Annotated in this window: 15 protein-coding genes and 1 pseudogene; 7 read left to right on the plus strand and 9 right to left on the minus strand. The window is 71.7% G+C overall.

Annotation, left to right across the window (positions count from 1 at the left end):
* Window positions 1-37: 37 nt before the first annotated feature.
* From LN251_RS34850 to LN251_RS34880, 7 genes are all read right to left on the minus strand, one after another.
* Window positions 38-808, minus strand: a complete 771-nt coding sequence (locus LN251_RS34850) for an urease accessory protein UreD (protein WP_458248236.1) — start codon at window positions 806-808, stop codon at window positions 38-40.
* Window positions 796-1,473 carry an urease accessory protein UreG gene (ureG, locus tag LN251_RS34855; protein WP_249837198.1) on the minus strand — a complete coding sequence of 226 codons (678 nt, stop codon included), beginning with the start codon at window positions 1,471-1,473 and terminating at the stop codon, window positions 796-798. Before ureG ends, LN251_RS34850 begins: the two co-directional genes overlap by 13 nt.
* A 42-nt stretch (window positions 1,474-1,515) precedes the next feature.
* Complete coding sequence (locus tag LN251_RS34860; RefSeq protein ID WP_458248126.1) at window positions 1,516-2,190, minus strand: urease accessory protein UreF; 675 nt, start codon at window positions 2,188-2,190, stop codon at window positions 1,516-1,518.
* A complete protein-coding gene (locus LN251_RS34865; RefSeq protein ID WP_058926740.1) occupies window positions 2,190-3,911 on the minus strand; it encodes an urease subunit alpha in 1,722 nt (573 codons plus the stop codon). The genes LN251_RS34860 and LN251_RS34865 overlap by 1 nt, the downstream gene beginning before the upstream one ends.
* Window positions 3,904-4,215, minus strand: coding sequence for an urease subunit beta (locus LN251_RS34870; protein ID WP_249837200.1), 312 nt, complete (start codon window positions 4,213-4,215; stop codon window positions 3,904-3,906). The genes LN251_RS34865 and LN251_RS34870 overlap by 8 nt, the downstream gene beginning before the upstream one ends.
* A 12-nt stretch (window positions 4,216-4,227) precedes the next feature.
* Entirely contained in the window at window positions 4,228-4,530 is a 303-nt protein-coding gene (locus LN251_RS34875; protein ID WP_458248127.1) for an urease subunit gamma, read from the minus strand.
* A 328-nt stretch (window positions 4,531-4,858) separates the two neighbouring features.
* Complete coding sequence (locus LN251_RS34880; RefSeq protein WP_458248128.1) at window positions 4,859-5,137, minus strand: type II toxin-antitoxin system Phd/YefM family antitoxin; 279 nt, start codon at window positions 5,135-5,137, stop codon at window positions 4,859-4,861.
* A gap of 103 nt (window positions 5,138-5,240) precedes the next feature.
* Here LN251_RS34880 and LN251_RS34885 point away from each other — a divergent pair, with 103 nt between their 5' ends.
* From LN251_RS34885 to LN251_RS34895, 3 genes are all read left to right on the plus strand, one after another.
* Window positions 5,241-5,876 carry an ATP-dependent Clp protease proteolytic subunit gene (locus tag LN251_RS34885; RefSeq protein ID WP_458248129.1) on the plus strand — a complete coding sequence of 212 codons (636 nt, stop codon included), beginning with the start codon at window positions 5,241-5,243 and terminating at the stop codon, window positions 5,874-5,876.
* Between the two features lie 7 nt (window positions 5,877-5,883).
* A complete protein-coding gene (locus LN251_RS34890; RefSeq protein ID WP_458248130.1) occupies window positions 5,884-6,216 on the plus strand; it encodes a hypothetical protein in 333 nt (110 codons plus the stop codon).
* A 492-nt stretch (window positions 6,217-6,708) separates the two neighbouring features.
* Window positions 6,709-7,182 carry a C40 family peptidase gene (locus tag LN251_RS34895; RefSeq protein ID WP_058926735.1) on the plus strand — a complete coding sequence of 158 codons (474 nt, stop codon included), beginning with the start codon at window positions 6,709-6,711 and terminating at the stop codon, window positions 7,180-7,182.
* A 112-nt stretch (window positions 7,183-7,294) separates the two neighbouring features.
* On the opposite strand, the gene LN251_RS34900 is transcribed toward LN251_RS34895, so the two are convergent.
* Window positions 7,295-7,750 (minus strand): ATP-binding protein, encoded by a 456-nt coding sequence (locus LN251_RS34900; protein ID WP_458248131.1) that lies wholly within the window; start codon window positions 7,748-7,750, stop codon window positions 7,295-7,297.
* Between the two features lie 213 nt (window positions 7,751-7,963).
* Here LN251_RS34900 and LN251_RS34905 point away from each other — a divergent pair, with 213 nt between their 5' ends.
* On the plus strand, window positions 7,964-8,815 hold the full coding sequence (locus LN251_RS34905) for a helix-turn-helix domain-containing protein (protein ID WP_458248132.1): 852 nt from the start codon (window positions 7,964-7,966) through the stop codon (window positions 8,813-8,815).
* A 19-nt stretch (window positions 8,816-8,834) separates the two neighbouring features.
* Window positions 8,835-9,062 carry a DUF397 domain-containing protein gene (locus LN251_RS34910; RefSeq protein WP_458248133.1) on the plus strand — a complete coding sequence of 76 codons (228 nt, stop codon included), beginning with the start codon at window positions 8,835-8,837 and terminating at the stop codon, window positions 9,060-9,062.
* 41 nt (window positions 9,063-9,103) lie between these two features.
* Here the strand turns inward: LN251_RS34910 and LN251_RS34915 are convergent.
* Window positions 9,104-10,232: pseudogene (locus LN251_RS34915) on the minus strand (8-amino-7-oxononanoate synthase).
* A 147-nt stretch (window positions 10,233-10,379) separates the two neighbouring features.
* Here LN251_RS34915 and bioB point away from each other — a divergent pair.
* Window positions 10,380-11,576 (plus strand): biotin synthase BioB, encoded by a 1,197-nt coding sequence (gene bioB, locus LN251_RS34920; RefSeq protein WP_458248134.1) that lies wholly within the window; start codon window positions 10,380-10,382, stop codon window positions 11,574-11,576.
* A complete protein-coding gene (locus LN251_RS34925; protein WP_458248135.1) occupies window positions 11,569-12,849 on the plus strand; it encodes an adenosylmethionine--8-amino-7-oxononanoate transaminase in 1,281 nt (426 codons plus the stop codon). The genes bioB and LN251_RS34925 overlap by 8 nt, the downstream gene beginning before the upstream one ends.

Raw genomic sequence — 12,849 nt, forward strand, 5'->3', positions numbered from 1 at the left:
CCGATAAACGGAGAGGTGCGTCCCGCTCAGCGGAACGTCACGCGTCCAGGGCGGCCAACGCCTCGTCCAGCACGCGGCGCAGGCGCAGCGCGTCCTCGGCCACGGCGCTCACGAGCACGACGGGCCCGGCCAGCGGCGCGAGCACGGCCGTCTCCCCCAGCACCCGGGCCGGCACCGGTTCCTTCGCGAACTCCGGCCTTACGAAGACCAGTTGACCCACCGCCCGGCACCCGCCCAGCACGGCGGGCCCGTCCCAGCCCCCGGGCGTCCCGGGGCCGCACCCGAGTTCCTGATCGAGCACGGTCCGCCCGGCGACCCGAACGGTGAGACGGCTGCCGAGCCTGCCGGGTTCCTCCCCCACCCGCCCGAGCACCTGCTCCTCGCGCAGCACGAGCCGCGCGCCGGCGCCGGCCTCGACGCGGGTGGCGACCCGCAGATCACTGCCGCCGGCACAGATCAACTGCTCCGGCAGCCAGCGCAGTTCGCCGCCGTCGGCAACGTCCAGCCGGACGTCGTACCGCGCCTCCCCCTTGACCTGTCCGGGCAGCGCGATGGTGGCGGCGGCGGACCCGACCCGCAACCGGGCCCCGTCCCGCACGCCGCACTCGATGCGGAATCGGTCCCCGCCGAGTGGCCCGCTCATCGCCCCGACGAGCATCACACGGGCCTCGTGACCGCTCCCCCGGGTCCGCCGCAGGGCGAGCGGTCCGTCCCCTTCCAGCACGGGCAGCGAGGTGCCGCCCCGCCCGTCCGCCGTCGCCCGGATGCGTGCGGTGGCCCGCACCCCGCCCACGCTCACGCCGTCCAGGCGGCGAGCCGCGCCCGCACCCACGCGGCCACCTCCCGCACGCCGCTCTCGCTCCTCAGCGACTGCAGGACGACGGGCAGTTCGGCGCGCTGCGCCTTCGCGTCGGCGGCCATCCGCGCGAGGTCCGAGCCCACGTAGGGCGCCAGGTCCGTCTTGTTGACGACGAGCAGATCGGCGGTGGTCACACCCGGCCCGCCCTTGCGCGGGATGTCGTCGCCGCCCGCCACGTCGATGACGAAGATCTGCGCGTCGACGAGCCCCTTGGAGAAGGTCGCGGTGAGGTTGTCACCGCCGGACTCGACCAGGATCAGGTCCAGCGGCCCGACCTCGTCCTCCAGGTCCTCGACGGCCTCCAGGTTCGCGGAGATGTCGTCCCGGATGGCGGTGTGCGGACAGGCGCCCGTCTCCACGGCGGCGATCCGCTCGGGCGGCAGCACGGCCTCCCGCAGCAGGAAGTCGGCGTCCTCCCGCGTGTAGATGTCGTTGGTGACGACGGCCAGGGACAACTCCTCGCGCAGCGCCCGGCACAGGGCGGCGACGGTCGCCGTCTTCCCGGAGCCGACGGGACCGCCGAGCCCGATCCGCAGGGCCCGCCGCGAGCCGTCGGGGCGCCGGGCGTCGGCGCTGACGGCGCGGGGGCCGTCGTGGGAGTGGTCGAGGTGCATGGGGTGACTCCTACGGTTTTCGGGCTTGGGCGGGCTCGGGGGCTACGAGGCGAACAGCCGCACGGCCCAGGCGGCGTGGGCCTCCGCGCCGATCTCCAGCAGCGGGGCGGAGCTCGCCGGCAGGACGTCGACTCCTTCGTCGATCGCCCTGCGGGCCGCCTCCACCGCCTGGTCGGCCACCCGGTCGATCGCCGGCGCCAAGCGGGCCAGCACCCCCGTGGCGTCGAACGGGTCGAGGCTCAGCAGGCGCACCGTGGCGCTCGCCGGCCCGCTGACGCTCTCGTAGGCCGCGCAGTGGGCGGCGTCGACGGGCTCGAGAGCGGCTGCCCGGGCCACCAGCCCCAGCACCACCGGCTGATGAGCGCCTTTCGGGAACCGCCGTGCCAGAGCGTCGAGTTCGTCCGACGGCCAGGTGGCCCGGGCGGCCCTCGTCAGCTGCCGGCCGAGCTTGCGGGCGGCGACGCGGAGCGCCGGGGAGGGCGTCCGGGCATCGGCGGCGGCGTCCAACTCCGCCGGGTCCGCGCCGAGTACGGCTGCCGCGGCCAGCGAGGCCGCGACCAGGCCCGCCGTGTGCAGCCGTCCCCGGCAGAAGTTCTCCAGGCTCGCGGCGCCGGTGACGCGCCCGGCCTTCACCGCGGCCTCGGCCCCGCCGGAGTGCGCGTGCCCTCCGGCGGGAAACCGGCCGTCGGCCAGGACGAGAAGTGCGGCCCTGGACATCAGAAGAGGAAGTACCGCTGGGCCATGGGCAGTTCGGCGGCGGGCGTGGCTTCGACCAGGTCCCCGTCGATGCGCACCGCGAAGCTGTCGGGATCGATCTCCACCCGCGGCCGCGCGTCGTTCTCCCGCATGTCGGCCTTGGTGACCGCGCGGGTCGACTCGATGGCCACGAACCGCTTCCCGAGCTGCAACCGCTCCGGCAGACCGTCCTCGACGGCGAGCGGGGCGACGAAGTTGAACGAGTTCGCGGCGGGCGCCCGCCCGATCGCCCCGTACATCGGCCGGGGCAGGATCGGCTGCGGCGTCGGGATGGAGGCGTTCGCGTCGCCCATCTGCGCGTACGCGATCTGGCCGCCCTTGATCACGAGGTGCGGCTTGACGCCGAAGAACGCCGGCTCCCACAGCACCAGGTCGGCGAGTTTCCCGGTCTCCACCGAGCCGATCTCGCGGGCCAGTCCCTGCGCGAGGGCCGGGTTGATCGTGTACTTGGCGACGTAGCGGCGCACCCGGTGGTTGTCGGCCCGGCCGTCGCCGGGCAGCGCTCCCCGCCGCCGCTTCATCACGTGCGCCGTCTGCCAGGTGCGCAGGACGACCTCGCCGACCCGGCCCATGGCCTGGGAGTCGGAGGAGATGATCGAGATGGCGCCGAGGTCGTGCAGGATGTCCTCGGCCCCGATCGTCGAGGGGCGGATGCGCGATTCGGCGAAGGCGAGGTCCTCCGGCACCGCCGGATTCAGGTGGTGGCAGACCATCAGCATGTCGAGGTGTTCCTCGGCGGTGTTGACGGTGAAGGGCCGCGTCGGGTTCGTCGAACTCGGCAGCACGTGCGGCTCGGAGACGACGGTCATGATGTCGGGCGCGTGCCCGCCGCCCGCGCCCTCGGTGTGGTACGCGTGGATGCCGCGGCCGTTGATCGCGGCGAGCGTGTCGCCGACGAACCCGGCCTCGTTCAGCGTGTCGGTGTGGATGGCGACCTGGATGCCGGTCCGGTCGGCCACCGTCAGCGCGGCGTCGATGACGGCCGGGGTCGAGCCCCAGTCCTCGTGCAGCTTCAGTCCCAGCGCGCCGCCGCGGATCTGCGACAGCATCGCCTCGTGCGAGACGGTGTTGCCCTTGCCGAGGAAGCCGATGTTGAGCGGGTACTGCTCCATCGCCTCCAGCATGCGCGCGAGGTGCCACGGGCCGGGCGTGACCGTGGTGGCCTTGGAGCCCTCGGCCGGGCCGGTGCCGCCGCCCACGAGCGTCGTGACACCGGAGGACAGCGCCTCGTCGGCGATCTGCGGGCAGATGAAGTGCACGTGCGCGTCGACGGCGCCCGCGGTCAGGATGCGCCCGTTGCCGGCGATGACCTCGGTCTCCGGGCCGATCACCAGGTCGGGGTGGACCCCGTCCATGGTGTCGGGGTTGCCGGCCTTGCCGATCCCGGTGATCCGGCCGTCCCGGATGCCGACGTCGGCCTTGACGATGCCCCAGTGGTCGATGATGACCGCGCCGGTGACGACCGTGTCCGGGGTGCCCTCCGCGCGGGTGGCACGCGACTGGCCCATGGACTCGCGGATCACCTTGCCGCCGCCGAACACCGCCTCCTCCCCGGCGAGCCCGGGCCCGCCGCAGCGGTCCTCCTCGATCTCGACGAGCAGGTCGGTGTCGGCGAGCCGGATGCGGTCGCCGGTGGTCGGGCCGAACAGGTCGGCGTAAGCGGCGCGCGAGATCTCAGGCATCGAGGGCACCTCCGGTCTCTCCGCGCAGCCCGGGCACGACACGGGCGCCGGCGAGCGGGACGAGTGCCACGTCGACGGGGATGCCGGGCTCGAAGCGCACGGCCGTGCCGGCGGGGATGTCGAGCCGCTTGCCGCGGGCGGCGGCGCGGTCGAAGTCCAGACCGGGGTTGGCCTCGGCGAAGTGGTAGTGGGAGCCGACCTGGACGGGCCGGTCGGCGGCGTTGAGGACGGTCAGGCGGGTGACCTCGCGGCCCGCGTTGCAGACGATCGGGTCCTCGGCGAAGAGGATCTCTCCGGGAATCACGGCGCTCCCCCGTCAGACGATCGGGTCGTGGACGGTGACGAGCTTGGTGCCGTCGGGGAAGGTGGCCTCGACCTGGACGTCGTGGATCATCTCGGGGATGCCCTCCATGACGTCGTCCCGGGTGAGCAGCCTGCGTCCGGAGGCCATGAGCTCGGCGACGGTGCGGCCGTCCCGGGCGCCCTCGAGGATGTGCGACGTGATGAGGGCGACCGCCTCGGGATGGTTGAGCCTCAGCCCCCGGGCCCGGCGCTTCTGAGCCACGTCGGCCGCCACGTGGATGAGCAGCCTCTCTTGCTCGTGCGGGGTCAGTTGCACGTCCCACCTCACCTCTCGCTCCGGGCCGGGCGGGCCCGGTTGCCGCGGCCACGGGGCAAACTGCCTGGTGGCGTGGAGGGGAAGGCTAGTTGGGCCGGGTTTCGAGCACGTTAAACGTATACGGGCCGCCGTGGCCGGACCGCGGACCCGAAGCCTGGGGCGTGTCGAACGTCCCGTCGTCCGCCCGAAGGGCGGGCCCCACGGCGTCTGGTGCGCGCGATCGCAACGCGCCGGAGCGCCCTGATGGCGGAGCCATTCGGGCGCTCCGGCAACGCCGCCAGCGCGCGTGCCAGGCGTCGCGGGGCAGGCGGGACTTTCGACACACGCCCTAGGAGGCGCCGGTCCCCCGGTGGTGCGCCGCGATGCCGAAGCGCTGCTGTTCCCGGGGCGCGGACGCCACGTCGCGCACGTTCGACACGGAGCTGATCACCTGCTCCTCGTCGGGCTCCTGGAGCTGGTCGAGCCGTTCCAGGTCGGCGGCGGAGACGAGGGCGACGAGGGGCTTGCCGTGCCGTGTCACGACGACGCGCTCGCCGCCGTACACCACCCGGTTGATCAGATCGGCGAGCTCAGCCCTGGCTTGCGTCACCGGAATCTCGTAGGCCATACCCCCATCATAACGTCACGTACATCCTGTACATTTTTTACAGAGCCAGTTCGGCGAGAGACAGTTCGGCGAGAGATCGCTGAGCCGCGAGGAGGGGTACGCCATGACCCGACCGTCCGCCCGCTACGTCCTGCCCGAGTTCACGGAGCACACGAGCTTCGGGCACAGGACGACGGACCCGTACGCGAAGCTGCTGGAGGAACGGATCGTCTTTCTCGGCACACAGATCGACGACACGTCGGCCAACGACGTGATGGCCCAGTTCATGCACCTCGAGTACCAGGACCCGGGCCGGGACATCTCGCTCTACATCAACTCCCCGGGCGGCTCGTTCACCGCGATGTCGGCGATCTACGACACGATCCAGTACGTCGGCTGCGACGTGGAGACGGTCTGCCTGGGACAGGCGGGCTCCTCGGCGGCGGTGCTGCTGGCGGCGGGCACGCCGGGCAAGCGGTCCGCGCTGCCAGGCGCCCGCATGGTCATCCGCCAGCCGGCGCTGTACGAACCGGTGCAGGGACAGGCGAGCGACCTGGCCATCCAGGCCGACGAGCTGTCGCGGCTGCGGACCCGCCTGGAGGAGATGCTGGTACGGCACACGGGACGCTCCCCGCAGCAGGTGACCGAGGACATCGAGCGCGACAAGATCCTCGACGCCCGGGAGGCCGTGGAGTACGGGCTGGTGGACCGGATCGTCCCCAGCCGCAGGTCCACCCTCGCGCCGACGACGGGCAGGTGAGCGGACGGTGCTTCCACCCGAGCTCCCACCGCTGCCCGCCCTGACCCGCGCCGAGGGCGAGTTGATCGACCGTTATCTCGACGTGGTCGACCTGCTCGGCCGCATCAACCCCGCGCACGACGGAGACACCTACCGGGGACTGCGTGCCGCTCAGGCACTGGTGACCAAGGCGGCCGAACTGCGCGACGCCCTGGCGGTGATGCACCGGCGGGGCGAGACCGAGCTGCACGCCCCCACGCTGGGCCGGGCCATGCGGGTGCTGGACGGGGAGCGGCGCACGGCACGGGTCACCGTGCCGCCCCACTCCGACAGTTGGCGCGAACGTCCGGACCGGGCTTGAAACGGACCAAACGGCGTACCCCCTTTTGGCGTAGACGCGGCTGCAGTTTCGGGACCGTTCCGGTTGCGCAACACGCGTACCCGAAGGGCGGAATGGGAGGTTCCGCCCCTGGTCCGGGGCTCCTCGATCCGGTGACGACTGTTCGAAAAACAGGGTGTCCACCCGAACGGGTGAGTGGTGAGTAACGCCACAAATCCCCGATTCCATTGGGATTTTCGGACATCCGTGAGCCAAGATCCCTGTCTGACGACAAGCCCCCGCCGCAGCGGCGGGGCGATCCGGGCGGACGCCGAGTCCTGCCGCCGCCCGGATGACCGGTCGACAGGAGTGGATCGGCAGGAGTGGAGGACCCAAGCACGACGGGTCGCCGGCACGGTCACGCCATGACCGGACCGAGCAGCCCTTGGGGTGAAGCCGCGCATGCGGCCGGGCAACTTCGCCAGCCCGAATCCGACAGGTCATCCTTCACAGGCGGCTGACGAAGGGTTGCGCATGACTGCGCTCAATCGTGTCCCGTCGCTGATGGTCCGGGCCGGCACGGCCTCGGCTCTCACCCTCGCCGCCGTGGGCGGCTCCGTCGTGATCCCGGGCATCGCCACCGACGCCTCGGCCGCGACGACCGCGACGAAGGCGCTTCAGGTGGCGGCGTCCAAAAAGGGATCTCCGTACAAGTGGGGCGCCACCGGACCGCGTCGCTTCGACTGCTCAGGCCTCACGCTGTACTCGTTCAAGAAGGCCGGCAAGACACTGCCCCGGACGGCGGCCCAGCAGTACAACAGGACCCACCACATCTCCGCGAGCCACCGCAAGGCCGGAGACCTGGTGTTCTTCCACTCGGGGTCGAACGTCTACCACGTGGGCATCTACGCCGGGAAGGGGAAGATCTGGCACGCCCCGAAGACCGGGGACGTCGTGAAGCTCCAGAAGATCTGGACCCGGAGCGTCTGGTACGGCCGGGTCAGCTGACTCTCCCGTGGGGGTGACGGCCTCCTGACCGGCCGTCACTCCCACGGGGTTCCATATTCCGCACCCAGGCCGTCGCGCCTGGGCGTCGTGGTTCACGGCTCCTGCTCGTGGTTCACGACTCCTGCTGCCCCGCGGTGACGGGCCGGGCCCGCGCGCTCCACGGCAGTTCGATGCAGACCGTCTTGCCGCCCTCTCTCGTGGGCCGCACGCGCAGCTTGCCGCCGCACTCGGCCGCCAGCCAGCGAATGATCACCATGCCCCGTCCGTTGTCCTGCTGGACCGCGGCCGGCAGCCGCTTGGGGAAGCGCGGATGGCTGTCGGTGACGCCGATGCACAGGTGCTCGTCACGGTCGAGCCGCAGGTCCACCGTGAAGGTGGGAGACTGCCCGAAGGTGTGCTGTACGGCGTTGGTGGCCAGTTCGGAGACAATGAGGCGGATCGTCTCGGCCGCTTCGGTGTGGGCGGGCAGACCCCATTCCGCCAGAGTGGTGACCACGTAGCCGCGGGCGGCGGAGACCGAGGCCGGCTCGCTCGGCAGAGTGACGGATGCTTCCAGGTGGTCTGCCATGGCGACGTCGTCCCTTTCCCACGGGACCGGAGTCCGACACGGAGCGGATGGTTCGAGTACGGTCCCGGACTGGTGCTTCCTCGCCAGACTGCCATTACCGCGACGGTCACGGGTGGCGATCCACCAAGATATGCATATATCTGTCGCTCAAAGCGGTGAACTCTACGACGGAAGACCGTATTTGGGCACCCCGTAAGGAGTAAGGAGTACCGCATGCAGAACGGTCCCGCGGTGCGCCGCCGGAAGCTGGGCACCGAACTGCGCGCCCTGCGCACGGCGGCGGGTCTCACCAGCGGTGAGGCGGCCCGGCAAGTGGGCTGGCACCAGTCCAAGGTGAGCCGGATCGAGACCGGCGCCAGCGGGGTGAAACCGGCCGATGTGCGGTTACTTCTCGACGCCTACGCAGTCACGGACTCTCAACTACGCGAGTTTCTTCTGGTGTTGGCCGGGTCGGACGAGAGCGTGGGGCGCCACCACTGGTGGCACGCCTATCGCGGAATTCTCCCGCCCACCTATCGCGACTTCATCAGCCTCGAGTCGCAGGCGAGCGCGATGCGCACGCTGGAGACGTCCGTGGTGCCCGGTCTGCTGCAAACGCCCGAATACGCGCGTGCGGTCACGCGGGCCGCGGTCGACGGACTGGACGACGAACGGCTGGACGCCCTGGTCGAGGTGCGACTGGCCCGGCAGGACGTCCTGCGCTCGGATCCGCCGTTGGAGCTGACAGCGGTCCTGGACGAGGCCGTACTGCACCGGGAGATCGGCGGTCCGGGCGTCATGGCACGGCAACGGGAACGGCTTCTGGAAGCGGGCCGCCTGCCCCAAGTACGGCTCCAGGTACTGCCGTTCGCCGCGGGGGCACATGTCGGTGTCACAGGCCCTTTCGTAATCTTCTCATTTTCGAGCACTTCTGATCTGGATGTGGTTGTTCTCGACCACTTGACGAGTAGCCTCTACCTCGAACGGAAAGAAGACCTGGAGGCCTATACCCAGGCCTTCAACGCCCTTCGGAATCACGCCCTTTCACCCGAGGACTCGTTGGATTACATCGCCGCGACAGTTTGACGGCGCGTAAGGAGGCACCATGTCCGTACTGCCTCGGAACGTACCTTCCAGCACCCGACTGCACGGCGTGCGGTGGCTGCGCAGCAGCTACAGCACGGGAGCGAACAACTGCGTCGAGACCGCACTGCCACAGTCCGGCCCCTGGGCCGGACTGCTCGCCGTGCGCGACTCCAAGGACGCCACGGGGCCCGCGCTGCTCTTCTCCCCCGAGAGCTGGGCGGGCTTCCTCACGGCCGTCCGGTCCTGATCAGTTCGTGATCGCGCGGCACACGGCCGTGTCACGCCGACTCATGGTCGCGTCTCGCCGATCACCTTCACCGCATGCTCGATCTGTCCCTCGGAGAGGTCCGCGCGGGCGGTCAGCCTGAGCCTCGAGACGCCGTCGGGAACGGAAGGAGGACGGAAGCAGCCCACGGCGAGGCCTGCCGTACGGCAGTCGGCCGCCCATCGCACGGCCCCCTCCGGGGACGGTGCGCGCACCGAGACGACCGCGGCGTCCGGACGCACCGCCGCATGGCCCGCCGCGGTCAGCCGCGCGTGCAGCTCCGCCGCCACCGCGCGCGCCCGCGCCGCCCGCTCCGGTTCGCGGCGCAGCAGTCGCAGCGCCGCCAGGGCCGCCCCTGCCGCCGCGGGCGCCAGGGCCCGTGTCGAAGATGAACGTGCGGGCCGCGTTGACGAGGTGCTCGATCACCTTCGCCGGGCCCAGCACCGCCCCGCCCTGGCTGCCGAGCGACTTGGACAGCGTGACCGTCACGACGACGTCGCCCTCGCCCGCCAGGCCCGCCGCCCACGCGGCCCCCCGGCCCCCGTCGCCCAGCACGCCGAGCCCGTGCGCGTCGTCGACCAGCAGTCCCGCGCCCCGCTCCCGGCAGGCGGCGGCGAGCGCGGTCAGCGGGGCCGCGTCCCCGTCGACCGAGAAGACCGTGTCGGAGACGACGAGGGCCGGGCCGTCGTGCGTCCGCAGCGCCTTGCGCACCGCCTCCGGGTCCGCGTGCGGCGCGACCTGCGTACCGCCCCGGGCGAGCCGGCAGCCGTCGATCAGCGAGGCATGGTTGCCCGCGTCGGAGACGATCAGCGAGCCGTGCGGGGCCAGTGCGGTGACGGCGGCGAGGTTGGCGGCGTAGCCGGAGGAGAAGACGAGCGCCGCCTCGAAGCCGCAGAAGTCGGCCAGCTCCCGCTCCAGCTCGGCGTGCAGTTCCGTGGTGCCGGTGACGAGCCGGGACCCGGTGGAGCCGCCGCCCCAGGTCCGGGCGGCCTCGGCCGCGCCCGCGGCGACCTCGGGGTGGTGGGTCAGCCCCAGGTAGTCGTTGCTCGCGAGGTCGAGGAGCGGGGAGTGGGCCGGGCGCGGCCGCAGAATCCGTACGAGCCCGGCGCGGCGGCGCAGCGCCGCCTGCTCGTCGATCCAGCCGAACGCCATGGCTCCTCCGGGGCTTTTGTAGGCAGTGGACAGACACTAGCCGCACGGGCCGCCCCCCATGATGTGGCAATACCCACACGTCGAAGCGCACGTCTTGTCCACTCTCTCCTTGGCCCGGGGCGGGTGGGTAGGACAGGATCGGCTCTCATGGACCTGCTGAACACGCTGGTGGACAAGGGGCTTCGGCGCGAGCTGCCGACCCGCGAGGAGGCTCTGGCCGTCCTCGCCACTTCCGACGACGACGTGCTCGACGTGGTGGCCGCGGCCGGAAAGGTGCGCCGGCACTGGTTCGGGCGACGGGTGAAACTGAACTACCTCGTCAATCTCAAGTCCGGGCTGTGTCCGGAGGACTGCTCCTACTGCTCCCAGCGGCTCGGCTCCAGCACCGGCATCCTCAAGTACACCTGGCTCAAGCCGGAGCAGGCCTCCCAGGCCGCCGCTGCCGGGCTGGCGGGAGGCGCCAAGCGGGTGTGCCTGGTGGCGTCCGGGCGCGGCCCGACCGACCGTGACGTCGACCGGGTCGCGGGCACCATCAAGGCGATCAAGGAGCAGAACGAGGGCGTGGAGGTCTGCGCCTGCCTCGGTCTGCTCTCCGACGGCCAGGCCGAACGTCTGCGCGAGGCGGGCGCCGACGCCTACAACCACAACCTCAACACGTCGGAGTCGACGTACGGCGACATCACGACCACGCACACCTACGCCGACCGCGTCGACACCGTGAACAAGGCGCACGCGGCCGGCCTGTCCGCCTGCTCCGGGCTGATCGCGGGCATGGGCGAGAGCGACGAGGACCTGGTCGACGTGGTCTTCTCGCTGCGGGCGCTGGACCCGGACTCGGTGCCGGTGAACTTCCTCATCCCGGTCGAGGGCACCCCGCTGGCCGCCGAGTGGAACCTCACCCCGCAGCGCTGCCTGCGCATCCTGGCGATGGTCCGCTTCGTGTGCCCCGACATCGAGGTGCGCATCGCGGGCGGCCGCGAGGTCCATCTGCGCTCGATGCAGCCGGTCGCCCTGCACCTGGCCAACTCGATCTTCCTGGGCGACTACCTCACCACCGAGGGCCAGGCGGGCAAGGCCGACCTTGAGATGATCGCGGACGCCGGTTTCGAGGTGGAGGGCGCCGATCAGGTGACCCTGCCCGAGCACCGGGTGCACGCAGGCGGGGGCTGCGGGTCGCACACCGAGGCCGGCTGCGGGTCCCACGAGGACGCCGGGTGCGGGTCGCACGAGGGCGGTGGGGTGTGCGGTACGGCCGCTGCCGCGCCGACGGCGAACGAGCCCCGTACCGACCTGGTCGCCGTACGCCGCCGTGGCGCCGGCACGGACCTCGCGCCCAATGCCTGACCTGTCCGTACCGGAGCTGCTGGAGCTCGACCGGCGGCATGTGTGGCACCCGTACGGGCCGATGCCCGGGCAGGCCGAACCGCTCGTCGTGGAGGCGGCGAGCGGGGTGCGGCTGCGGCTTGCCGACGGCTCGGGCGAGCTGGTCGACGGCATGTCGTCCTGGTGGTCGGCGATCCACGGCTACAACCACCCGGTGCTCAACGAGGCCGCCGCCGACCAGCTGGGCCGGATGAGCCACGTGATGTTCGGCGGCCTCACCCACGAGCCGGCCGTGCGCCTCGCGAAGCTCCTTGTCGACATGTCGCCCGACGGTCTGGAGCACGTCTTCCTCGCCGACTCCGGCTCGGTGTCGGTCGAGGTCGCCGTGAAGATGTGCCTGCAGTACTGGCGTTCGCTGGGCCGGGCCGGCAAACGGCGGCTGCTGACCTGGCGCGGGGGCTACCACGGCGACACCTGGCAGCCGATGTCGGTGTGCGACCCCGAGGGCGGGATGCACGAGCTGTGGAGCGGGGTGCTGCCCCGGCAGGTGTTCGTCGACGCGCCTCCGGCCGCGTACGAGGAGGCGTACGCCGAGTCGCTGCGCTCGGCGATCGCCGAGCACGCCGACGAGCTGGCCGCGGTGATCGTCGAGCCGGTGGTGCAGGGCGCGGGCGGGATGCGGTTCCACTCCCCCGCCTATCTCCGGGTGCTGCGCGAGGCGTGCGACGCGCACGACGTGCTGCTGGTGTTCGACGAGATCGCCACCGGTTTCGGCCGTACGGGCGCGCTGTTCGCGGCGGAGCACGCGGCGGTGACGCCGGACGTGATGTGTGTCGGCAAGGCGCTGACCGGCGGCTACCTGACGATGGCGGCGACGCTGTGCACCGCGCGCGTGGCCGACGGCATCTCCCGGGGCGAGGTCCCGGTGCTCGCGCACGGCCCGACCTTCATGGGCAACCCCCTCGCGGCGTCCGTCGCCTGCGCCTCGATCGAGCTGCTGCTGGGCCAGGACTGGCTCGCGGAGGTCAAGCGGATCGAGACGGGACTGCGGGAGGGCCTGGCGCCCGCCCGCGATCTGCCCGGCGTGCGGGACGTCCGCGTGCTGGGTGCCATCGGGGTCGTCCAGCTGGACCACGCCGTGGACATGAAGGCGGCCACGGACGCGGCGGTGCGCGAGGGCGTCTGGCTGCGGCCGTTCCGCGACCTGGTCTACACGATGCCGCCCTACGTCACCGGGGACGAGGACCTGGCACGGATCGCGCGCGCGGTGTGCGCCGCGGCGCGGGAGGGATGA

This window comes from Streptomyces sp. MAI_2237 (assembly GCF_054189285.1).